At 61.5% G+C, this 22,324-nt stretch carries 19 protein-coding genes; 12 read left to right on the plus strand and 7 right to left on the minus strand.

Features of this window, described 5'->3' with window-relative positions; translation table 11 throughout:
• Window positions 1-135: 135 nt before the first annotated feature.
• Window positions 136-1,950, minus strand: coding sequence for a tRNA uridine(34) 5-carboxymethylaminomethyl modification radical SAM/GNAT enzyme Elp3 (locus GY725_15815; GenBank protein ID MCP4005656.1), 1,815 nt, complete (start codon window positions 1,948-1,950; stop codon window positions 136-138).
• A 51-nt stretch (window positions 1,951-2,001) separates the two neighbouring features.
• On the opposite strand from GY725_15815, the gene GY725_15820 reads away from it, so the two are divergent.
• On the plus strand, window positions 2,002-2,760 hold the full coding sequence (locus GY725_15820) for a class I SAM-dependent methyltransferase (GenBank protein ID MCP4005657.1): 759 nt from the start codon (window positions 2,002-2,004) through the stop codon (window positions 2,758-2,760).
• Here the strand turns inward: GY725_15820 and GY725_15825 are convergent.
• Entirely contained in the window at window positions 2,757-3,824 is a 1,068-nt protein-coding gene (locus GY725_15825; protein ID MCP4005658.1) for a phosphotransferase family protein, read from the minus strand. The two genes, GY725_15820 and GY725_15825, sit on opposite strands and share 4 nt — an antisense overlap.
• A 3-nt stretch (window positions 3,825-3,827) precedes the next feature.
• On the minus strand, window positions 3,828-4,466 hold the full coding sequence (locus tag GY725_15830) for an HAD family phosphatase (protein ID MCP4005659.1): 639 nt from the start codon (window positions 4,464-4,466) through the stop codon (window positions 3,828-3,830).
• Window positions 4,467-4,571: 105 nt separating this feature from the next.
• Here GY725_15830 and GY725_15835 point away from each other — a divergent pair, with 105 nt between their 5' ends.
• The 3 genes from GY725_15835 (at window position 4,572) to GY725_15845 (ending at window position 7,915) form a co-directional block, all read left to right on the plus strand.
• Window positions 4,572-4,838, plus strand: a complete 267-nt coding sequence (locus GY725_15835; protein MCP4005660.1) for a hypothetical protein — start codon at window positions 4,572-4,574, stop codon at window positions 4,836-4,838.
• A 113-nt stretch (window positions 4,839-4,951) separates the two neighbouring features.
• Entirely contained in the window at window positions 4,952-6,952 is a 2,001-nt protein-coding gene (locus GY725_15840; protein ID MCP4005661.1) for a redoxin domain-containing protein, read from the plus strand.
• A 63-nt stretch (window positions 6,953-7,015) separates the two neighbouring features.
• A complete protein-coding gene (locus GY725_15845) occupies window positions 7,016-7,915 on the plus strand; it encodes a 1,4-dihydroxy-2-naphthoyl-CoA synthase (GenBank protein ID MCP4005662.1) in 900 nt (299 codons plus the stop codon).
• Between the two features lie 104 nt (window positions 7,916-8,019).
• Here GY725_15845 and GY725_15850 read toward each other — a convergent pair whose 3' ends face one another.
• From GY725_15850 to GY725_15860, 3 genes are read right to left on the minus strand one after another with little or no spacing between them, the layout of a single operon-like run.
• Window positions 8,020-8,646, minus strand: a complete 627-nt coding sequence (locus GY725_15850; GenBank protein MCP4005663.1) for a TetR/AcrR family transcriptional regulator — start codon at window positions 8,644-8,646, stop codon at window positions 8,020-8,022.
• A 42-nt stretch (window positions 8,647-8,688) separates the two neighbouring features.
• Window positions 8,689-9,882, minus strand: a complete 1,194-nt coding sequence (locus GY725_15855) for an acyl-CoA/acyl-ACP dehydrogenase (protein ID MCP4005664.1) — start codon at window positions 9,880-9,882, stop codon at window positions 8,689-8,691.
• A gap of 55 nt (window positions 9,883-9,937) precedes the next feature.
• Window positions 9,938-11,182 carry an acyl-CoA dehydrogenase gene (locus GY725_15860; protein MCP4005665.1) on the minus strand — a complete coding sequence of 415 codons (1,245 nt, stop codon included), beginning with the start codon at window positions 11,180-11,182 and terminating at the stop codon, window positions 9,938-9,940.
• 234 nt (window positions 11,183-11,416) lie between these two features.
• Here GY725_15860 and GY725_15865 point away from each other — a divergent pair, with 234 nt between their 5' ends.
• The 6 genes from GY725_15865 (at window position 11,417) to GY725_15890 (ending at window position 15,597) form a co-directional block, all read left to right on the plus strand.
• Window positions 11,417-12,229, plus strand: coding sequence for a hypothetical protein (locus GY725_15865; protein MCP4005666.1), 813 nt, complete (start codon window positions 11,417-11,419; stop codon window positions 12,227-12,229).
• A 195-nt stretch (window positions 12,230-12,424) separates the two neighbouring features.
• Complete coding sequence (locus GY725_15870; GenBank protein ID MCP4005667.1) at window positions 12,425-13,354, plus strand: ion transporter; 930 nt, start codon at window positions 12,425-12,427, stop codon at window positions 13,352-13,354.
• 87 nt (window positions 13,355-13,441) lie between these two features.
• Window positions 13,442-13,726, plus strand: coding sequence for an SDR family NAD(P)-dependent oxidoreductase (locus GY725_15875; GenBank protein ID MCP4005668.1), 285 nt, complete (start codon window positions 13,442-13,444; stop codon window positions 13,724-13,726).
• Between the two features lie 40 nt (window positions 13,727-13,766).
• Window positions 13,767-14,399 carry a hypothetical protein gene (locus GY725_15880; protein ID MCP4005669.1) on the plus strand — a complete coding sequence of 211 codons (633 nt, stop codon included), beginning with the start codon at window positions 13,767-13,769 and terminating at the stop codon, window positions 14,397-14,399.
• 217 nt (window positions 14,400-14,616) lie between these two features.
• The gene (locus GY725_15885; protein ID MCP4005670.1) at window positions 14,617-15,192 is read left to right on the plus strand and encodes a tRNA-(ms[2]io[6]A)-hydroxylase; all 576 of its coding nucleotides are present in this window, start codon (window positions 14,617-14,619) and stop codon (window positions 15,190-15,192) included.
• Window positions 15,193-15,228: 36 nt separating this feature from the next.
• Window positions 15,229-15,597, plus strand: a complete 369-nt coding sequence (locus GY725_15890; GenBank protein ID MCP4005671.1) for a TraR/DksA family transcriptional regulator — start codon at window positions 15,229-15,231, stop codon at window positions 15,595-15,597.
• 518 nt (window positions 15,598-16,115) lie between these two features.
• Here GY725_15890 and GY725_15895 read toward each other — a convergent pair.
• Entirely contained in the window at window positions 16,116-17,729 is a 1,614-nt protein-coding gene (locus GY725_15895) for a sulfatase (GenBank protein MCP4005672.1), read from the minus strand.
• A gap of 122 nt (window positions 17,730-17,851) precedes the next feature.
• On the opposite strand from GY725_15895, the gene GY725_15900 reads away from it, so the two are divergent.
• A complete protein-coding gene (locus GY725_15900) occupies window positions 17,852-19,318 on the plus strand; it encodes a hypothetical protein (GenBank protein MCP4005673.1) in 1,467 nt (488 codons plus the stop codon).
• A 190-nt stretch (window positions 19,319-19,508) separates the two neighbouring features.
• Complete coding sequence (locus tag GY725_15905) at window positions 19,509-22,175, plus strand: hypothetical protein (protein MCP4005674.1); 2,667 nt, start codon at window positions 19,509-19,511, stop codon at window positions 22,173-22,175.
• Window positions 22,176-22,324: the final 149 nt, after the last annotated feature.

The raw sequence follows: 22,324 nt of genomic DNA on the forward strand, positions 1-22,324 counted from the left end.
CTGCGAAGCGCGATGCATCCGCCTGCGCTGCGTCGCGCGACCCTCTGCAGATCTACGGATCTGCGATCGGATCACGCTTCTTGCTCAGGCGGCGACTCCCGCTTCTCGCTCGATTCCTCCCTGTGCAGAGATTCCCTAGGACTGCGCCTCCAGCGCCCTGTGCTGGTAGAGTTCTCCTCGCTCGAACCCCAGTGCATCGTAGTAGGTGCGCGTACCCAACGCCGAGATCACGGCCAGGTCCGCGTAACCCGATTCGCTGGCAATCTGCACCGCGCGCTCGATCAGCCTGCGCCCGAGGCCCAGGTGCTGAGCGTGTCCGCCTTCGCGCTCGCCCAGACGAGACATCGCACCGTACACGTGGACCTCGCGAATCATGGCGCTATGCGCGATCTCGTGAGGGAAACAGGCTCGCTCGGGCAGTGAAAGCCGCAGGAAACCGAACAATCTTTCCTGCTCATCGATCACCTGAAGAAAATGCTCCCAACCCACTGTCGTTTGATACTGAATCTCGTCGATGTGCAGTTCGGCTGGATCGAACTCCCGGTCGCGGATCTCGCGTGAGCGGATCTCGGCGGGTCGGACACCCCGCTCCGCCAGCCTTCGCTCGGCCACCTGGCGCAGATTGGCCGTCTTATTGCCGACCACGATGTCCCCGGCCGAGATATCGCGAATCACCCGCGTGAGACGGCAGTAGGCCGGTGTTCGCTCGATTGCCTGGGCCACCAGTTCGACGAGTTCGTCCTCTTCGTAGGGACGCCAGGTACCCTCCCGGTAGTACCGCATCAACTCGGCCGTCTCGATCAAACTGGTCGGGTAGATTTTCAGTTCGTCGGGCCGGATCGCGGGATCCGAGAAAATCTGCTCGAAATCCTCCAGATCGGATTCCGGGGTCGCACCGCAGAGATTCGGCATCCAGTGCGCGTGGATCTTGAAACCGGCCGCCCGCAGACGTCGGATCGCATCGCGCGTCTGTGCGCTGTCGTGACCGCGTCGGTTCCGTTCGAGCACTTCGTCCGACAGGCTCTGCACGCCGATCTGGACCTTCGTCGCGCCCAGCCGCCTCAGCGAAAGCACCTCGGCATCGTCGAGATGATCGGGCCGCGTCTCGAGCGAGAGGCCGACCATGCGGCTGCGACCGGTCTCATTGCGTTTCTGGGCCACTTCGAGTTCAGGCCGGCTGGCCGCCTCCCCGGGCGAGAGCAGTTCGCCATCGAGGACGCGACGCAGGTGCCGCGTGACGACCCGGTTGTAGCTGGCCTCTGGCGAGCCGCCATCAAAGCTCGCGTCCAGATCGAGGAAGTCCATGAACTTCCCCGCCCCTACTGCCTTTTCTATCGACCCCGCCCCGTCCTCGCCGAAATCGTTGAGCGCATCGAGACAGCGTTTGACGAACCAGATGCGATAGGTCTCGGGGTAGAACGACCAGGTCCCTCCGAGCACGATCAGCTCCACCTTGTCGGTTGGATGCCCCAGTTCGTAGAACGCGCGCAGCCGCGCCTGGGTCTGGCGGTACGGATCGAACTCGTGCCGGGTCGCCCGCTGGGCACCGGGCTCGGCCGAGAGATAGCTCTTGGGCATGCGAACGTCGCTCGGGCAGAAAATGCACTGACCGGGACACGGATACGGTTTGGTCAGCACTGTGACGGGCGCGACACCGCTGAGCGTCCGCACCTTGCGCTTGCGCAGCCGAGCAGCAAAATCGCGTTCCGCAAGCGGCCAGCCGTGTTGAGGGGAAAATTGGCGATAGCCGGCGATCAGCTGGCTGCGAGAGAAAAGCGCCTTGCCGCCTCGCGGGTGCTCCCGCAGAATCGCATCGAGGCGCCCGGGCTCGAAACCGCCTTCCGCGAGTAGCTTCTCGATGATCGCCACGAGTTCCGGCTCGTGAGGAAGCGGATCGAACACCGGCCGGGGCGATTTGCGCGAAGCGTTTTCGGATTCAGCTCGGGCCATTCATTCCCTGGCTTTGACGATGTGTTGATTGGGCGGTCTGGCGGAGAACCCTTGGATCGAATGACCCGGAAAAAGCTCAACGCGATCAATCGCGACTTCTACCACGAGCACGCCACATCCTTCAGCGGGACCCGCGCGGCACCGTGGGCTGGATGGAAGCGTCTCGAACCCCATCTTGTCGAGGCCCGGGGCCCGAACCATAGCCTGCGTGTGCTGGACGCCGGATGCGGCAACGGACGTTTTGCCAGGTTCCTCGGCGAGAGGATCTCAGGCGATATCGAATACCTCGGGCTCGATGCGAGCGAACCGCTGCTCGAAGAGGCACGCCGACGGAACCCGGAGCGCGTCCGGGCCAGATTCGAGCGAATCGACTTGCTCGAGCCCGAAAGTGCTCTGGGAAAGATCCAGGGGCCGTTCGAGTTTGTGGCGGTATTCGCCCTGCTCCACCACATTCCCGGAACCGAGGCGCGGCTCGAATTGATCCGGGAGCTGGCTCGCCGGGTGGCGCCAGGTGGATACCTCGCACTCAGCTTCTGGAACTTCGACAACGCGCGCTTTGTGGCCAGACAGATCAGCTGGGACGAACACAATGCCCACGCGCCCGAGCCGATCGAGCCCGGGCAACTGGAAGCCGGAGACAGGCTATTGCGCTGGGGAGTCGGCGCCGATGCCGGTGTTCGGTATTGCCACTTCGCGGATGAAGCCGAGCGGGAGCGCCTGACCCGATCAACCGGCCTCGAACCGGCGGAAACCTACCTGGCCGACGGATCGCTCAACGACTACCGCGTACTGTTCTGCAAAAAGGGCTAGCCCCGAAGACTCGCGTCGTTTGACTGGTCGGCCAAGGCCAGCGCGCGGTGCGCCAGACGCTCTGCCGCCTGGCCCGCAAAACTGAAGCCTTCTCCAACGGTCTTGCCCTTCAGAAAACGCGCGTGGATGCCTTCGCTGATCACCGCGAGCTTGTAGGTGGCCAGCACGCGGTAGAAGTCCAGCTTCGAAATATCGCGGCCGCTGCGCCGGGCGTATTCCTGGGCGAGTTCATCGCGTGTCATGAATCCGGGCTTGGCCACGATCGCAGAGATCGGATCGGAGCGCAGGACTTCTTCGGGGTCATCGGCTTCGAGCCAGTAGATCAGCAGATAGCCCAGGTCGGACAGTGGATCCCCGAGTGTCGACATCTCCCAGTCGAAAATCGCCACGATTCTGCCCGGATCCGTCGGGTCGAGTGCCATGTTTCCGAGCCGATAGTCGCCGTGCACGATCGTATTCTCGGAATTCTGGGGAAGCGCTCCGTTCAGGCGGCGGATCAACTCGTCGATCTCCGTCAACTCCCGTGTCTTCGAGCGTTCCCATTGCTGCGACCAGCGCCGAACCTGCCGTTCCAGGTAGCCATCGGGGCGGCCAAAATCCGCGAGTCCGACCGCCCGATAATCGACCCCGTGCAATTCCACGAGCGCATCGATGATGCCGCTGCAGAGGCTCAGGCGTTCTTCGGGCGACTCTGCATACCCTTCTGGAATCGAATCCTGGAGCACGTGGCCTTCGCGAAAATCCATGACGTAGAACGGCGCCCCATTGACCTCGGAATCCTCACACAGGGCGAATGGACGAGGTGCCGGAACGCGGGTCTTCGCCAACCCGGAAAGCACGCGGTATTCGCGAGCCATGTCGTGCGCGGTCGGCAGTACGTGGCCCAGGGGTGGACGGCGCAGTACGTAGCGTTGGCCATCGGCACCGAACACAGCGTAGGTCAGATTGGAACGACCTCCGCTGATCATTTCGAAGCGCAGCGGCAGGCCGGCTCCCGGTACGTGCTTGGCGAAAAACGCCGATACCTTCTCGAGATCCACACCGGGGACGTCGGGTTCGGCCACGACTCAGTTCAGCCCCAGGTCAAAGCCGAGTACACCCGCGAGTTCGCGCAACGCAGTTTCGGGCTCATCGACCTTGATCGTGTGCATTCCGAGTTCCCGCGCAGCCTTGAGATTGCGGCCGATATCGTCCAGGAAGACGGCGTCGCTCGGAGAGACGTCCAACTCGCTGCAGGTGTGTTGGTAGATCCGCGGATCGGGCTTGCGGAGTCCGAGCACGGCAGACTCCACGAAAACGTCGAACAGGGGGCGCACGTTGTGGGCCTGAGACTCTTCAACGGGTTCGTCGTTCACCCAGTTGTTCGTCAAGGCCGCCACTCCCAGACCCTTGCTGCGGATCGCCGCGATCGCAGACACCATGACGGGACGTACCTGACTGGCCTCAGCGATGGCCGCCATCATCGCGGTGCTATCGAGTTCCTGCCCCGCCTCCAGGCTCTCTCGATCAAACGCTTCGCAGAAAGCGGGAATGCCGAGTTCGCCGCGCTCCAGGCGAGCCCAGGCGCCGCCCCGACCATTCGACACGACGAGTCGGTTGACAAAACCGTCGGGGATTTCATTTTTCGCTTCGAAACGCGCGATCGCATGCAGCGGAGAGTCGAAGACCACACCGCCCAGATCGAAGATGACCGCTCGATATCCCACGCGGGAACTCTACCATGGGGCCCGACCGGGAAACGAACCGCGGAACCAGACCACCCCGATCGAATTCAATTTTTCATCACAACGTCCGAAGCAGAGCCCATGGCCATGATCGTGAAGAAAGATCTCGTGCTCGCGATCATGCGCGACACTCTCGGCGCAGCTTCCATCGAGAGGCTGGGACCGGATCGGCTCGAGATGATCGTCGAATCGTGCTTCACGCGCCTCGGCGGAAGCGGGTTGATTCGCTGGATCCAGATCAACGATGAACCGCCGCTACCCGGCCACGGTCCGTTTTCCGCGGCGCGCCTCGAGGACGAGGACGTCGAGGCCGGTCGACGGATCATCGCCCGAACCATCGAGACCTTCGCGTAACCGACTCGACCGACGTGTCGCGAAGGGACCTTTCTGTCCAATTGCCCGACGCTCCCGTGGGCACCGGCGAACGCCCATGAGCACTTGCGAAGAAATCCACTAGCCTCCTACCCATGAGCATGCGTCAGATCCTCATCTCCGCGACTCTCTGGATACTGCTCGCGGCAATGAACAACGCGACAGCTTCGGGGCCGATTGGCTCTCCCGTGCTGGAGCGCCCGACAGCGGAACGAGAATCGAGTTCTACGCCAGGTTCGGGAAAGAAGAGCTTCCCCGATCTGAAGGGCGTCGACCTGAACGGCAACGACGTATCGCTGAGCGACTATCGGGGCAAGCGCCTGGTTCTGGTGTTCTATCGGCCCGATGATTCGAACACGCACCCGATCGTCGATGCCGCGGCGCAGATCGCCGACCTGCGCCACGAACACGGCTTCGAGATCCTGGGAGTGTCCATCGGCACGCGGAATGAGCTCGCCAGAGCCTTCGCGGTCGCACACAATCTGGACTTCAGCATCATCGACGACGCCAGCGGCGATCTCAGCCGTTACATGAGACTGAAGCGACCGGCGGCCTTGACCGTGATCGATGGCGAGCGCCATGTACTGGTCTCGCAGACGGGGTTTGCCAAACAGGCCTCGGACCTCAGCGCGCACGTCGAGGGACTGATCCGGGAAGCCCTGCGCCTGCCGAGACCGAGTGCGATCAAGACGGCGATGCAATTAGAGGCGCCCCTGGCCGCGGATTTCGAAGCGGAGTTGCTCGGTGGCGGTCGTTTCAAGCTCTCGGAGGCGCGCGGAAAACCGGTCGCGCTGGTCTTCTTCCTGCACAACTGCTCGTATTGTCGGGCGGCGTTGACCACGCTGAAAGAGGCTCAGTCGGCAGCCCCGGAAGACCGACGAGCGACGCTGATCGGGATCGAGACTTCCGGACAGGTTTCGATCATCTCTTCCAGCCTGAAGGACTCCAAACTCGACTTCTTTCCCGTGATCGTCGATTCCGATTGGGCGTTGCGAACGAAGTTCGGCGTGTTTGGCGACGTGCCCGTGATCGTGATGATCGATGCCGAAGGTCGAATCGTGTACCGGACCAAACCCGGCTGGTACGCATCCCGCGATCCCGCGATCGTCACGAGTTGGATGGCTCGGCTCACGGGGCTTCCGGTGCCGATGATGCTTCCGGCGCACGGTTTCTCGGGTAGCGATCTGTGCGGTGCGTGTCACGCGACGGAGTACACCACCTGGCAATTGACCTCTCACGCCTCCGCCTACGACACCCTGGTCAAACACGGCGCAACCGAGAAGGCCGAGTGCGTGAAATGCCATGTCGTCGGCTTTGATCGGCCCGGTGGCTTCTCCATCGGCAAGCGCACCCGTCTCGAGCCGAGCGATTTCGAAGACGTGGGCTGCGAGTCCTGTCACGGGCGCGGCGGACCGCACCAGTCCCCCGACCTGGCAAAGCGCAGCGATTACGAACCCGTCTGCAGGACCTGTCACGACTCGAAACACTCTCTCGGCTTCGAGTACTCCGGCTTCCTCCCGAAGATCTCCCATCGCGGTCTGGCAGCACTTTCACAAGACGAACTCCAGACCCAGATCGCGGCGCGCGACACCCGCCACGTCTTGCCGACCCACGCCGACTTCGTGGGCTCCGATTCCTGCCGAACCTGTCACTCGGCAGAGTTCGAAACCTGGCAGGCCAGTCCGCACGCGCAATCGATGGCATCGCTGGCCTCGAAGAAGGAAACCCGTAACCCCAAATGTCAGCGCTGCCACACGACCGGATTCGGCCGGCCCGGCGGCTTTCCGGAAAAGGCCGGAAGCGGTGCGCACGAGGACGTTGCGAGAGTGGGATGCGAATCCTGTCACGGTCCCGGGGGCGATCACGTCGGGGAAAACGCGGCCCGCGTCGGCACGATCGTCTCTCTGACCGACAAGTGTGACTCGTGCGCGATCCAGAAGGTCTGCGGCAGCTGCCACGACGAGGCCAACGACCCCGACTTCGCCTTCGATATCGAAGCGCACATCGAGCGACAACGACACGGGACGACCCAACCCGCTGTCCTGCGCAAGGATGTCGAAAACCAGGCTACAGCGATCCCGTCCCCAGCACACTGATCGGGCCACGCGAAATCGCTATGCTCCTGCGTCTCCATCCCAGACAGGAGCCCTGACACCCCCATGGTTTCGGAAACCTTCGATCCGGATCGCTGGCAGACCGTACCCGGCACGGACTTCCAGGACATCACCTACCATCGTGCGATCGATCAGGGGACGGTGCGAATCGCTTTCGATCGGCCAGAAGTCCGCAATGCCTTCCGGCCAAAGACCGTTGACGAGTTGTACCGCGCATTGGATCACGCGCGCATGACCACTGACGTCGGCTGCATCCTCCTGACCGGCAACGGCCCTTCGGCCAAAGACGGAGGATGGGCGTTTTGCTCCGGCGGCGACCAGCGCATCCGCGGACGCGATGGCTACCGCTACGCCGAGGGTGAGGAGGCCGTCTCGATCGATCCGACGCGCACCGGCCGGCTGCACATCCTCGAGGTCCAGCGCCTGATTCGCTGCATGCCCAAGATCGTGATGGCGGTCGTTCCCGGCTATGCCGTCGGCGGCGGACACAGTCTGCACGTGACCTGTGACTTGACCCTCGCCAGCCGCGAGCACGCGGTGTTCAAGCAGACGGACACGGACGTGGCGAGCTTCGACGGAGGTTTTGGTTCGGCTTATCTCGCCCGCCAGATCGGACAGAAATTCGCTCGAGAGATCTTCTTCCTGGGCCGCAGCTACAGTGCCGACCAGGCCCATCAGATGGGCATGGTCAACGAGGTCGTGCCCCATGCCCAGCTGGAGAGCACCGCTTTGGACTGGGCTGCAGAGATCAACACGAAGAGCCCCACGGGACAACGCATGGCAAAGTTCGCCATGAACCTGATTGACGACGGATTGATCGGGCAACAGATCTTCGCGGGCGAAGCAACGCGACTCGCCTATATGACCGATGAAGCGGAAGAGGGACGCGACGCATTCCTCGAGAAGCGCAAACGCGACTTCTCGCGCTTTCCCTGGCACTTCTGAGCGCAGAAACGGGGATCGAACGAGTTCCGGACACCGAAACGCGAGATCGGAAGCGCCGCCCTACGCGGCGAGAGTTGCGACCACGACGAATCGAACGCCCGGTTCTACTCCGTTCCGGTCGTCCCGAGATAGCGCGCCAGGAGTCGTGTGACTTCCTCGACGAACCTGTCCTGATCGAGTTCGTGGATGCCGCGCAAAACGAAGCGATGAGCGAGGCTCTCAGCGGTCTGAACCACTAGATGAGCGGCGAGATCCATATCGTCGATCCCAAGCCCGCGCCGAAGCAGAACCGCTTCGAGCGCGTGGGCCAACGATTCCTCGAATCGCAAGACACAGGAGTGTGTTTCGGGAGGATGCTCCGCTTCATCGAAGAGAATCCGGTGAAGACCGGGGCTTCGCGAGTGGAAAACGACGATGGTCTCGACGAAAGCACGCAGTACTTCTTCCAGGGATCTGCCTTCGGCCCGCTCCAGTAGAGAGAGGATCTCCTGGAGTTCGCGTTCCAGTTCCCGCTCCGCCAGAGCGACGACGATCGAATCCTTGTTGGGGAAGTACTCGTAAATCGAGCCAATGGAAACGCCGGCCCGCTCGGCGATGCGATTTGTGGTTCCCGCAGCGTAGCCGTGGGCTTCGAACACCTGAGCCGATGCATCGAGGATCGCCTCGACCGTGAACTGGGAACGAGCCTGCGAAGGTTTCTTGCGGGCCGATGTCGGACGGTTCTGGGCCATGAAGATCTGCCGTCCCAGCAGTGAGCAGTTGATGGATGCGAATCAGTTCGAACGAGCCGGGAGATCCAGGGCTGCTTCGGCGAAATCTTCGAGGATGACCTCGTTGTTGAGGGGCAGAATTCGCGAAAGGAGGATCAGCGGCCAGAGCGTGATGATTCCAGTCTCGCGATCGAAGCCATATCCGCCATGGGTCTGTAAAGAGATGTCGCAAGCCTGGTAGGCGGCCTCACTGGCCGCGCATTTCGCAACGCTCGAATACACGCCGACATCCGCTTCATGGTTCGCGTAGGAGCCAACCGCTCGCGCGATGGCGAGCTTCGCCAGTTCGAGTTCGGTCCGGGCTCGGACCAGTCGATGCTGAATGGCCTGATAGGCTCCGATGGGCTCCTCGAAGATCGTGCGATTACCGGCGTATTCGACCGCTTTTTCGAGAACGTTCTCGCCCCACCCGATGGCGGTGACCGCGGTCATGAGGAAGAGCAGATTGGCGCTGGCCGCGATCGCTTCAGCGGCGGAATTCTCCGGTCCGATCAGATCGGCTCGCGATACCTCGACATCTTCGAAGACCACGTCGAAGAACGCATCGCCTGTGATCAACATCATCTCTTCTTCCGCAGTAACCCGAACATTCAGCTCTCGGGGGATCATCTCGACACCCGGCGACTGGGGCGACACGATGAACAGGCTGATCCCCTGCTCTCGCTCATCCGCTCCGGTCTCAGCCGTCCTGGCGGCGACGATCCATCGCTCGGCATCGCACGCTCCGGACACATAGCGCTTGGTACCGCTGAGCAGAAACGACTCGCCCCGCGCGACGGCCTTCATTTCGAAATCGTATAGATCCAGGCCTTCGGTTTCTTCCATGATGGCGGGGCAATACAGGCTCCCCGAGACGATCGCGGGGATGTGCTCGCGCTTCTGCTCGTCGCTCCCGTAGCGCGAGAGCAGATCACAACACAGGAGCTGGTTCATCAACCGATGGGACGCCAGGCCGTTACGAGCCATGTTGTGGAGAAAGACGACGAGGTCTTCGGGCCTCGAACCGGCACCGCCGTACTCTTCAGGCGCGAGGATCCCCAGGTATCCACCCTCGCCGAGAATGCTCCAGAACCGCGCCGGTGAATCGCCCTTCTTCATGTTCTCGAGGAAGTAGGTGGAGTCGAAGTCCTCGGCCAGCTGCCCAACGAACGCAGCCAAGGATCCCTGGTCTGCCGTGTAGCCTTCGCGCTCAAACATCTCGGCCTCTTTTCCTCATCGGGTTTCGCCGGTGCATCCGATTTTCAACCCGTCGCTATCGGTAGCTCTTGGGCAGACCGAGCAACCGCTCTCCCAGGAAATTCAACACCATCTCGTTGTTGATCGGAGCGACCTGGAACACCCGAGCGATCTGGTACAGGGGCCCGATGTCACTGTGCTTGTTCAACCCCTCGACGCCGTAGATGGAAAGGGCCGTGTCGCAGGCATCGACGGCCGCTTCCGAGGCTACGAGCTTGGCCATATTCGCGTACATTCCCGCGAGCTGGGGGGAGCCCTTCTTGTCGTACTCTTCGGTTGCCCTCTTGGTCGCGAGACTCGCGAGTTCGAACTTCAGCTTCGCCCGACCCAATCGCAATCGGATCTGCTGTTGTTCGGCCATCGCCGGACCGGATTTCCGCGGTTGCTTTGCCCGCGCGACAGCTCTGTTGAGGGCGTCGCGTCCCACCAGCAAAGTGATGAGAGCGATCATCAACCGCTCCATGTTCAGTGTGTAGAACACACTCTGCGAGATTCCGCTCCCAGTTCGCGTCTTCTTCTCGCCCACGAGCGCTTCCTTGGGCAGGTGCACGTTGTCGAAGTACACACTGAATTGCGGATCTCCGAGCACTGCGATGTCGAGGGGCGTCATGCTGATGCCCTCGGTCTCCGCTTCAACGACGAATGTACCGATCCCCTGCTCTTTCCCGTCCTTGACGACTCTCGCAATCACGACCATGTAGTACGTTTCATCCGCCGCCGAAATGAACGTCTTCTGGCCGTTGAGAACGAAGTGGTCGCCTTCGTCAACCGCGCGCGTGGAGATCTTGTGCGTGTTCGTACCCGCATCGGGCTCGGTGATGCAGTAACAGAACGTTCTGCCTTTCAAGAGTTCGGGAAGGTACTTGCCCATGAGCAGTGCCATCCCGTCCTTCCCCGACGAGATCGCCGCGAGGCCCATCGCACTGAGGCCGTACTTCGCCGGGCGACGCGTGTACATCGTCCGGGGCAGCCCGGTTCCCAGGTCGGACGCGGACCCTCCTCCGCCGTAGAGCGCCAGAAGCCTCAAGGCGTTGGTTTTCACCGGCAGGCCGGAACCCGGAGAGGAAAACAACTGGCCCGCGTACGGGGCCAGCGGACCGTTCATGACTTCCTGAAGCAGGTTGGGCGCAGAGCCTTCAGCCGTTTCAAGCGTGTCTTGCGCATCTTCTGGACGCAAGCGGTTGCCCAGTCCGGCAGTGAACTCACCCACCGCGCGAATCATCTGCCTCTGCTCTTCGCTGACCTCTTCGAACTGAATCACCCTGGCCCCCTGTCCTGCCATCTGCGCAACCCACCGCTCCGGGATGCAAGCCTAGCCGAAATCCTGCGCGGGGTCTGAAATCCGGACTCCTCTGCGGAGGAGCCCTTGCGCCGGTGCGGGTGCAGTCAGAAGAAACGGGCCTCGGCATGACAGCCGTCATACTCCAGTCTGCAGCGCTCTCTAGAATCACGGGACGAGCCCTGATTTGGGGTTCGGCGACTGGAGGAACACTGAATGAGCGACCAGACCTCGGACTTTCTCAAGGCCTACTCGATCCAATCCTGGCTCGAATCCGCACCGCAGGGATATCTAGAAGGAACGCAGTACGGCCATCCGCCTGAAGAGAAGGAGTCCGAACGGATCCTCAACAATCCGGAAATGCGTCAGCGTTCAATCAGAACGACTTCGAATCTGGTCGCAGGGGAGCGATGTGCTCTCGCTGCATCCGCCGGGCTGGTGGCCTGTGCACCCGATGAGCCCAGTCAGTGCTTTCTGGCCACCCAGACTCTGGATGAGGCCCGCCATGTGGAGATCTTCAAACAGCGCCTGCTCGACCTGGGCGTGAAGAAGGCGGAACTCGAGGACACCATCGCGGAAAACGTGAGTCCCAACCTGGTGAAGTTCGCAGAAGTGCTACTCGAAAAGGTCGAAGCCCGCGACTTCGTCGCAGGCGTGGTCGGACAGAACATCGTCCTGGAAGGCATGGCTTTCCACGTTTTCGAGACCATTCACGCGGGCGCTCGCGAGCACAATCCGAAATTCGCGCATACGCTGGAAGGCACGATCGCGGATGAACGACGGCACGTGGGTTTCGGCGAGAACCGGATCGGCTCCTTGATCCAGCAGCATCCGGAGAAGAAGCCCGCGATCCAGAAGATGCAAACCGATATGTCCTCGTACATGCTCAAGGCCATCGCGGGTATGGCCCCCCCTCGTTCCGAGCCCCAGGTGGAAGAGCGGGTAGGAGTTCTCTCGAACGCGATCTTGCGCGAGTTCCAGATCCGACTCGAACGAGTGGGTCTGGAGTTCCAGGATCCGAGGGCCTGACGGCGAAAACTCGCTTTTCAGGAAGACAGGCTCGGGACTTTGCTGTCGGGCCCAAAACAAAGGCTCGCCCGGAAAGCATTCCCGACCACTAATGGCGGAAGCTGAACACGTCCAACGTCGCTCCTGTTCGCGCGCGAACGGTCCGATCAGTCATGGGCAGTGTTTCGCGCTACTTTTCAGAAGCTCCGAATCCGCGTGCACGATGTCTTGGAGGTCGCGCACACCGGAGACCTGACGAGCCGGGTCGTTGACGTCTTTCTGGTCACTCTCGTGGCCACCAATGTGCTCGCCGTCATCCTCGAATCCGTCGAGAGTTATTCCCAGCAGTACGAAGTCTTCTTCACGACCTTCGAGCAACTCTCCGTCCTGTTTTTCAGTCTGGAGTACGGCTTGCGCGTCTGGGCGATCGCGGAGGCGCGTGAGTACGAAACGGACTCCTCCTGGAAACGCCGTCTGCAGTTCATGTTCACACCCCTGGCCTTGGCCGACCTCCTCGCCATCCTCCCCTTCTACGTCTCGGGGATATTTGGAGTCGATCTGCACTCCATGCGGGTCTTGAGGCTCCTGCGCATCTTCAAGCTCACTCGTTACAGCGCGGCCATGACGATGGTCCTGAGCGTCTTTCGCTCGGAAAGCCGTGCTTTCGGAGCCGCTCTTTTCATTCTCTTCGTCGCACTGATCTTCGCCGCAAGTGGCATCTACCTGGCTGAAGCCGACGCTCAACCCGAAGCACTCGGATCGATTCCAGCTGCCATGTGGTGGGCGGTTGCAACACTCACGACGGTCGGTTACGGGGACGTCACTCCGATTACACCGATGGGAAAGCTGTTCGCCTCAGCCGTTACGATCATCGGGATCGGTGTCGTGGCGCTTCCCGCGGGACTTCTGGCTTCGGGCTTCTCGGAACTCCACCGTTCCAACCGACAGAAGTTCGCCCGTGAGGCTGAGTCGTCCCTGGAAGATGGCGTGATCACCGGTGACGAGGCGCGCGGACTCGATGAACTGAGTGCGAGCCTCGGCATAAGCTCGGAAGACACTGACGAAATTCTCGAACACGCGCGTCACTTCATGGATCAGGAATTCCCGACCCGTTCCTGCCCTCATTGCGGAAAGGCCCTGGCTTAGAGGTTCGGCCCGAAATCCCGAATCCGGTCCATTTGTCAGCCAGGGCACAGAAGGTCCAGAATTCTCCAACGAACAGCTGGAGAAGACATGGCATTCCAGGGACAGGTAGCTTTCATCACAGGTGGCGGAAGTGGCATGGGTCGGCTGGCCACACGCGATCTCGCGCGGGCGGGAAAGACGATCGTCGCTCTCGACGTCAATGAAGACGGACTCGCCGAGACCGCAGAAGGCTTTGGGACGAGGCTCCAGCCATCGAAGCCCACACAGTGCTCGAGGAGATCGAGGTCGCGCTGGAGGCGGACAGATTCTGGGTCTTCCCGGGCCGGGGAACTGCGCTGCTCTGAAGAATGCGGCGTTTCATGCCCGATGTGATCTGGAAGCGCGTCCACAAGGTCGAAGGATTGTGAGCGCCATGCCTGGCAACCTGTCCGTTCGCTGCGAATGCGGCTCACTGCACGGGACCGTCCGCGCAGTTTCTGCCGACGTGGGCAACCGCCTCGTCTGTTACTGCAGCGACTGCCAGTCCTTCGCGTATTTCCTCGAACGCGCAGATACGATTCTCGATGCCTACGGTGGTAGCGACATCTTCCAGATGTCTCCTGCGCACCTCGAGATCAGCAAAGGCCGGGAACATCTCGCCTGCATGCGTCTGACAAAAGACGGACTGCTTCGCTGGTATGCGAACTGCTGTAAAACTCCGATCGGAAACACGCTCCGCACAGGCCAGGTGCCTTTCGTGGGGTTGATCCTCAACTGTCTCGAATCAGCATCGGAAGGCCAGTCGCACGCCAGATTGCTCGGACCCATCCGAGCCCGCGTCAATGCGCGACAGGCGAAGCAGAAGTGGAGTGAACTCGACGCGCATGATCGGGCCCCGGCTTCGATGATACTGCGCTTCATGCGAATCCTGTTCGCGGCCCGTTGGCGAGGCGACCACAAGCGCTCACTCTTCTTCGACCTACAGACCGGCGAGCCGACTGCGACACCCCGCATACTGAGTGACGAAGAACTGCGCAGGGTCGAGGCCGCGCGAGACGCGGGCTAGGGAACCTCTGCACAGGGAGGCTGCGGCTGCGAAGCACGATGCATCCGCCTGCGCTGCGTCGCGCGACCCTCTGCAGATCTACGGATCTGCGATCGGATCACGCTTCTTGCTCAGGCGGCGACTCCCGCTTCTCGCTCGATTCCTCCCTGTGCAGAGATTCCCTAGCGGAGGCTCGGCCGGTGTCTCGCTTGCGCGCAAGTCGCGCTACACTGCCAGCATGCTTTGCCTGACCGAGCCGACGAATCCCGAGTGGGCAAAGATGGCCGCCGAGCACATCGACGAAGTCATGCTCGACCACGCGCACTGTGAAAAGAAGGCGGCGGGCGGAGCCGTCCGTCTCCTGTTTCGCTACCCCGAACATCGCTTTCTGTGCGAACCGATGGCCCAGCTAGCCCGCGAAGAGTTGAGCCATTTCGAGGAGGTTCTCGGCTGGCTGGATCGACACGACATCCGCTACAAGCGTCAACAGCCGAGTCGCTACGCCGGTCGCCTGCACCAGCAGGTGCGCACGAATGAACCTGAGCGGCTCATCGACGTCCTGCTGATTTCCGCGCTGATCGAAGCGCGGAGCTGCGAACGCTTCAAGCTTCTCGCTGCCGCCGTCGACGATGCCGAACTCGCCCAGCTCTTCCTGCGCCTCCTGCCGTGCGAAGCCCGGCACTTCCAGGTCTTCTTCGATCTGGCGCTTCGGCTCGGTCCCGAAGACGAAATTCGCACCCGACTCGAAGAACTCGCCAGCGCGGAGGCGGCCATCCTGCGCGAACCGGCTTCACGACCCCGCATTCACTCCTGAACACTCCCCCAGGATTCGCGCATTGCAACAAAGAGAATGGAAAGCGCCCTGAGTGAACTCGAAAAACAAGAGATCCGCGAACTGCGCAGCGCCCTCGAGTCGCTACAGGAAGAACTGCAAGCCCTGCTCGCCGTTTCCGCAGAGGGGAGCCGTCCGGTCGCCGTGGATGCGCCGATCGGCCGGATCTCTCGAATGGACGCAATGCAACAGCAGAGCATGGCCGTCGCCAACCGTTTGGCCGCGGAACAACGCCTTCAACGCGTCCAGGCGGCGCTGCAACGCATTGCAGCCGATGAGTACGGCGATTGCATTCGCTGCGAGGAGTCGGTTGGACTCAAACGACTCCAGGCCCAACCCGAGGCCGTTCTGTGCATCGAATGCCAGAGTCAGCGAGAAACCGGGTAGACCGCGCGGTTCCGACACCCGAAGCGGTTGCGACATCCGACTCTGGCCAGCGCGGCCGGACTCGCGATTCGTCCGGGTTGTTCTAGAATTGCTGTATGAGAAACCACCTTCTCCTGATCGCCCTGGCTGGTTTTCTGGTCGGCGCTACTGCCTGTAGCGAGCCAAGCCCCGAGCTGCGTCGCCTCTGCGAGGAGTACGTCGAGCATCAGGAGCGTCTCGGAAAAACCAGTCCAAATACGGCCCGCACAAGATGCCTGCGCATGACACCAAAGCAGGTCCGCTGCATCATGTCGGCCACAGGACGCACTGAACGAATCGCCTGCACACAATAGCGACGCACACGAAACGCTGATTCTCAGTGTCCTGTTCCAGAAGTTCGCTGACTATCCCGGTGCCCGGACGCCACGCTGGCAAGGCGGGAGGCCGCCGGAGTATCCGTTGATACTTCAAGGCCTTTCCAACGCAGTCGGCGGGATGGGCGGGCACCGGGATAGTCAGCGAACTTCTGGAACAGGACACTAGTGATCGAGCCAACCGCGCGGGTTTGCGTAGAACTCGCTGCGCCAGGTTTCCAGGCGTTGACCCAGTTCACGCGCGAGCTCTGGGTACTTTTTCAGCACGTTATAGGACTCGTTTCGGTCCCGACGAATCTGATAGAGCAGTGGCCAGGTACCCAGGGTCGGGATGGCCTCGTCCGATCCCTTCGGTGTGTAGTCGCGCGCACCCGCGAGCTTGCCGACCAGAGAGTCTGACTTGTCGAGCGGAACGGGCCACACTCCGTGGCTGGTAGAGCGGAAATACTTCCACTCGCGCAAGCGGATCGCTTCCACGTCGTAGTCGTGAAAGAAGTACAACGGGCGCGAGTCCAGATCCGCCCCACTCCCTTTCAGTATCGGCCCGAGATCGACACCGTCGATGATCCGATCGGACGGAAGAGCGACTCCCGCCAGCTTCAAAAACGTCGGATAGAAATCGATGTTCATCCCCGGTACGTCACTGAGCGACCCCGGTTCCACTTGCCCGGGCCACCAGGCAATCAGCGGCACCCGGAATCCACCTTCGTAGGATTGACCTTTTCGACCGCGTAGCCCGCCGGCGCTGCCGTCGAACCAGGGACCGTTGTCGCTGGTCACGATGACCAGAGTGTTCTCTTCCAGATGCAGGCGCTCGAGTGTCTCGATTACCTGCCCGACGCTCCAGTCGAATTCCGCAACAGCGTCACCGTAAGGCCCTGCCTCGGAGTTGCCCGCGAAGGCGTCGGAGGGAAAGAAAGGCAGATGAGGATCCTTATGCGCCAGGTACAGGAAGAAAGGGGCTTCTCGCGAATTCTCGATGAATTGAACCGCCTCTTCGGTGAAGACGCGTGTGTACTGCTCTTGCTCCGCTCCGATGTCTTCGACGATCTCCCGGTCCCCGCGCCAGAAAGCCACTGGGAAGTCATCGTTGGAAGCGTTGAATCCGACGAACTCGTCGAAGCCGTGCTCGAAGGGGTGGTACTGCGGAAGCTCCGTGAAGTCACCCAGATGCCACTTGCCCACGGCCATCGTGCGATAACCCGCGCCGCGCAGCGACTCGGCGATGGTGATCTCGGTTTGCGGAAGCCCCTGCACCGCGTTCTTTCCGCCGAGCATGTCCACAGCTGCAAAATGTGACATGACGACGCCCAGCTGGTACATGATCCTGCGCATGGGCGTGTCATTGGCCGCCTGCATCGCAGTCATGATTCCAGAGCGCAGCGGATAGCGACCGGTGAGCAGACCCGCGCGCGACGGTGAACAGATGGGTGCGCTCGCGTAGAAATCACTGAATCGCATGCCGTCGTTCGCAAGCCGGTCCAGCGAAGGCGTGGCAATCGCCGATGCACCCTGAATGCCGAGATCACCGTAACCCAGATCGTCTGCGAGGATCACGATGATATTCGGCTTGCGCGCAGCGGCATCGGCAACCTGAACACTGTGCGAGGCGGCCGATGAGCCGCGCGCCGTCTCTGCGAAGAGCGCAGGTTCTATGCCGTGATTCCTGGGTGCGAGTGCGAACGCCAGTGCGTAGACACACAGCCCAATCACCGCGAAGGCGAGTAGCCACTTGCGCAACCCGATCCAGCGCCGCTCTGATCTCGCGCTTCTTTCCATCTCGCCGCCATGCTACCGGTTTTCCCCGACGATGCGAATCGGATGCACTCGGCCCGATCGCTCACCAGACGAGCACCCGGTCGCGGCTCAGTTGCTTCATACTCACCTCCCGGGAGGTCACCTTGGGACGCATCGCTTTACTGGCATGGATCACGAGCGCGGGCTTGTCTTACTGGATCCTGGGCGGTTACCTGGGAAGACTCATCGAGGGGAACGACCCGGAAGCGCTTTCGCACCTTCCGCTTCTGATCCCGGGAAGCCTCGTGCTCGCAAGCCTCGTCCTCACGGCCCTCTGGGTCGCGCCCCGCAGAAGTTCTAGCGCGAGTCCTTCGCGCAGCGGACGGAGGCGCTTCTTGCTGGGAGCACTCGGAGCCGGAGGTGGCGTCGCGGCGACGCTCTTTGCCGCCGTGGTCCGCAATCTAGGCTGGTACACGATCTCGGGGCGGAACATCTTCCTGGTTCGTCCATCCTACAAAGCTGATGTGGCGCGCGATGCGTGGTCGGGTTCGCGAGTCGTGGAGTACCGGCGACTCGGTCGCACCGAAGCGCGGGTCTCGGACATCTCGCTCGGATCGGGCTCGGGAACCGGGGGCCGCCAGACCGCGGAAGTCGCGCGCGAGGCGATCGATCGCGGCATCAACTATTTCGATACCGCACCCGACTACAGCGGAACCAACTCCGAGAACCGCCTGGGCGAGGCGATGAAGGGCGTTCGCCAGCGCATGTTCCTGGCCACCAAGTTCTGCAACCCGGGGGGACACCTCGGCCCGGGGAGTTCGGTGGAAGACTATATGGAGGCGGTGAACGGAAGCCTTCGCCGCCTGCGCACGGACTGGGTCGACCTCGTGCACGTCCATTCGTGCGACACCGTGGAACGACTGATGGATGAGAACGTGCACGAAGCTTTCGAGCGGCTCAAAGCACAGGGTAAAGTGCGCTTTCTCGGCGTATCCACTCACACACCGAACCTCGAGGAAGTCGCGGGCACCGCCATCGAGAGCAATCGCTTCGATGTGCTCATGCTCGCATATCACCACGGGGCCTGGCCGCATCTGGCACAGATCATCGATCGCGCGGCAGCCAAGGACATCGGCGTCGTGGCCATGAAGACGCTGCGCGGAGCCATGCACCAGCAACTCGACTGGTCTCGTGATGAGCGCGACTCCTTCACCCAGGCGGCATTCAAATGGGTACTTGGAAATCCCAACGTATCTTGCCTGGTGATCTCACTCTGGGAGTCGGGCCAACTCGACGAGTTCCTGTACGCATCGGGTAAACGACCCGATGCCAGCGACCACACGGTGCTCGAGCGCTATCAGAAACTGATCGCGAAGGCCCATTGCCCTGCTCACTGCGGCGACTGTCTGGAGCAGTGCCCAGAAGGGCTGCCCATCCACGATGTACTCCGACAGCGAATGTACTTCGAGAACTACGGCGCAGAAAAGGAGTCGATGCGGCTCTACGCGAACCTCGAAACGAAAGCCGACGTGTGTTCCACCTGTAATGCAAGTTGTGCAACTGCCTGCTCCCGCGGTATTCCGATCCAAGAACGCATGGAGCAAGCCCATCGCCTTTTGAGCCCGGCCTAGTGGATTACCGGACGTGCATCCTCCTCTCGCCCTTGACCGACGGGTGTGTTTTTGGCGCAATAGGCTTTGTCGTGTGAACGGAAGCCCCACCGATCACAGGCAGATCGGGTAACGGACCCATGTGCGTCTCGACATGAAACCTTCCCCACGCCGAGAGCCGGGCTTCGCTCGTCGACCGCTACTATTTGCCGTGGTAGGAATTTACGTCCTGGTTTTCGGCAGCTTGCTCGTGGCGACCGACTTCCTGCCCTACGTCTTCGACAACAACGAGAGCTTCTCGGCCTACTTCCACGCTCTCAATCTCCACGACTATGGGTTCGAGAAGAGCTTTGGCATAACGGACGAGTCGTTCGCGTTTCACGCCGAAGCGCACCCATACGCGTACACACACGGCGGGAACTTCCCGCGCTTCCCCGTTCTGCTGCTCTATGTGCTCGGAGCGAGAACGGTCGAGATGCAGATCGCGATCAGCACGTTTACCTTCGGACTCGCCACCATCTTGATGGCCTTTGCACTGTTCAGACGCCTGGCCAACGCCGAGTTTGCGGCTGTGGCCTGCACTCTGCTGATCACAGACTACCTCATGTTCGCCCAGTGGAACGTCGGAACCTGGCGCGTCTGGCAGGGATTCCTCTTCTTCGCGAGCATGCACTGCGCACTCGGCTGTACTGGAAGCAAGCGAAGGACCTGGTTGGCGTTGACGTTCCCCGTGTTCGTTTCGTTGTTTTACTGCGAACTCGTCTTCGCCACGCAGGTCGCGATTCTGGCCGCACTCTGGGCTGGATGGGAACTCAGAGAACGACCCGTGCGGGTGCTGACGACCTGGACGATCCAGCTTTCGAGTGCTTTCGCGGGAGCCGGGATCATCGTCTGGCATAATGTGAAGTACCTGGGTCGTGAGGGATTTCTCACCGATCTTCGCCTCACGTTCCTGGCTCGCAATACGGCGATGTCACCGGAAGCACTGAGCGAGCAAGCGCGCTCCTTCGCTGAAGCCAATCACCTCGCCTTCTGGTACAGCTTTTCCGGCGAAGATTCGCTGAGGAACCTCTCCGATTTCCTGGAGAATTTCTTCCGCTTCGAACTCGGCATCTATAGTCCTGCCCTGGTGCTCCTGGCCCTGACACTGCTTCTCGGCCTGGCGGGGAATGCGGCCTCGATACGACTGGATAGCTGGGCGGCAAAACCCCAACGCGCGGGTCGAGTTCGCTGGCCGTCCGGCCCGATGGCTGTGAGCGCGTTCTCGGTTCTGTTCGCACTCTTTGCGATCACCGTGATCACGGACAGCTCATTCGTCAACGCACTGCGCAAGGAGTACCCGGGCAGTTCTCTCTTCAAGGGCTTCGAAAGCGTGGGGTTGGTTCTGGGCAGCCTTGCAATCCTTCTCTGGTGTCGTGCAGCGCTAAGTCGGATCTGGAGCGAAGCGGCTCCCGGAGCGCGTTCGGCGGCAACTCTCGCGTTGCCGTTTCTCCTGGCCGCTTTCGTACTCTTTCAACACAACCTCTACAGCAAGCAATCTCGGCCACTCTGGGCAGCCGTCGCCGAACCCTGGGGCACGGTCGTCATTTTGAAACTCGCGATCATCGCGGCGGCCGGCTACGGCAGTCTCGTGGTGGCCGGACGACATCGAGACAGTTCGACACCTGGATTTCTGCGCCCATTGCGAGGTCTTGGCCCGTTCGTCGGCTTCGCCTTTCTCTCCTATTCCATCATCTATCTGATTTCACCGGGATATCTACGTTCGGGGTATCTGGTTCGATACGCGCCGTTCACGGTGTATTTTCATCTGGTTCCCTTCGCCATCGCGTTGTACACAACCATCTGCTGGGCGAGAGAAGAGATCTCCAGATGGTCGCGCTCGTCCACGGCCCGGGAGCGAACCGGATCAGATGAAGGAAGCGCCGGGGCGCGCGCGGGTTTCGTCGCACAACTCAGCTCTCTTGCCCCTCTGGCGATCTCGGTCGGCGTCGCTGCATTTTTCACCGCCTACTGGCTGATCATGCAGGTCATGTACGTCGGCATCTTTCAACCCGACCACTACGGATTTCTGCGCGAACTGCGTAAACCCATTTACCAGGGCGCGTCTTTCGTGGCGAGCAACTACGCCGCGCCGGTCGCTGCGTTCACCGGCAACTGGGCCTACTACGATCCGGATTTTCAAAAAGGCGAGATCGCCATCGGCGACGACGGATATGAGGTCAGTCGCGAATTCAAGTATCTGTGGCTGGCCGACCGACTCGAGAACCCCGACTACCGCACCCCCGGGTACTTCATCTGCATGGTTCCACAGAACATGTACAGAGGAGCTTCCCTCAGCAACCGAAGAAGGCCGGTGCCTCGTCACGGCTGCTCCAACCTCGGCATCGTCAAGATGGCGTTGGAATCGGGACCCAAGCTGCTCTCGCACGAACTCGTCGCTCGCGATCAGAGCGGCCGCGATCACTGGGCGATCCTCAAGCTGGACTGGGACTACCCCCCCTACCTAAAGGAACTCGACGGTCGGGGAAACCGCGTGAACCTGTGTGCGGAGCGTTCCTCTGGCGATCTGAGGGTGCGCGTCGACTACGAGTACGCCCAGCAGCAGGGCAAACCCGAGACCGGATCCAGCCTTCAACTCTACCTCCTGAGCGAATCGGCCGAAGAGCCGAAGCGCCTGGCGCAGAGCGAGAACCGCAGCGAGATCCTGCTACCCGCGGATTTCATCGGCGAAATCCGCGCAGGCGTGACTCCGGCGACCGCGACCAAGACGGGCGAGGAATTCCTGAGCGCTCCCGTCGAGATCCTCGGCTCCCAGAGCCGATCGGGAAACTGCTACGGCATGCAGGCCCGCGTCGACTCGGGACGGGTCCGGCAATAGCAACTCAACTAGGGAACCTCTGCACAGGGAGGCTGCGGCTGCGAAGCGCGATGCATCCGCCTGCGCTGCGTCGCGCGACCCTCTGCAGATCTACGGATCTGCGATCGGATCACCCTTCTTGCTCAGGCGGCGACTCCCGCTTCTCGCTC

Source organism: bacterium (assembly GCA_024226335.1).
Taxonomy (GTDB): Bacteria; Myxococcota_A; UBA9160; order SZUA-336; family SZUA-336; genus JAAELY01.

What these genes read in the sequence shown, in the direction of transcription:
- GY725_15875 (MCP4005668.1), top strand. Translation starts at nt 13,442, where the DNA reads ATGGCATTCCAGGGACAGGTAGCTTTCATCACAGGTGGCGGAAGTGGC.
- GY725_15855 (MCP4005664.1), bottom strand. Translation starts at nt 9,882, where the DNA reads ATGTTTGAGCGCGAAGGCTACACGGCAGACCAGGGATCCTTGGCTGCG.
- GY725_15865 (MCP4005666.1), top strand. Translation starts at nt 11,417, where the DNA reads ATGAGCGACCAGACCTCGGACTTTCTCAAGGCCTACTCGATCCAATCC.
- GY725_15845 (MCP4005662.1), top strand. Translation starts at nt 7,016, where the DNA reads ATGGTTTCGGAAACCTTCGATCCGGATCGCTGGCAGACCGTACCCGGC.
- GY725_15815 (MCP4005656.1), bottom strand. Translation starts at nt 1,950, where the DNA reads ATGGCCCGAGCTGAATCCGAAAACGCTTCGCGCAAATCGCCCCGGCCG.
- GY725_15890 (MCP4005671.1), top strand. Translation starts at nt 15,229, where the DNA reads ATGGAAAGCGCCCTGAGTGAACTCGAAAAACAAGAGATCCGCGAACTG.
- GY725_15835 (MCP4005660.1), top strand. Translation starts at nt 4,572, where the DNA reads ATGATCGTGAAGAAAGATCTCGTGCTCGCGATCATGCGCGACACTCTC.
- GY725_15885 (MCP4005670.1), top strand. Translation starts at nt 14,617, where the DNA reads ATGCTTTGCCTGACCGAGCCGACGAATCCCGAGTGGGCAAAGATGGCC.
- GY725_15850 (MCP4005663.1), bottom strand. Translation starts at nt 8,646, where the DNA reads ATGGCCCAGAACCGTCCGACATCGGCCCGCAAGAAACCTTCGCAGGCT.
- GY725_15895 (MCP4005672.1), bottom strand. Translation starts at nt 17,729, where the DNA reads ATGGAAAGAAGCGCGAGATCAGAGCGGCGCTGGATCGGGTTGCGCAAG.
- GY725_15840 (MCP4005661.1), top strand. Translation starts at nt 4,952, where the DNA reads ATGAGCATGCGTCAGATCCTCATCTCCGCGACTCTCTGGATACTGCTC.
- GY725_15880 (MCP4005669.1), top strand. Translation starts at nt 13,767, where the DNA reads ATGCCTGGCAACCTGTCCGTTCGCTGCGAATGCGGCTCACTGCACGGG.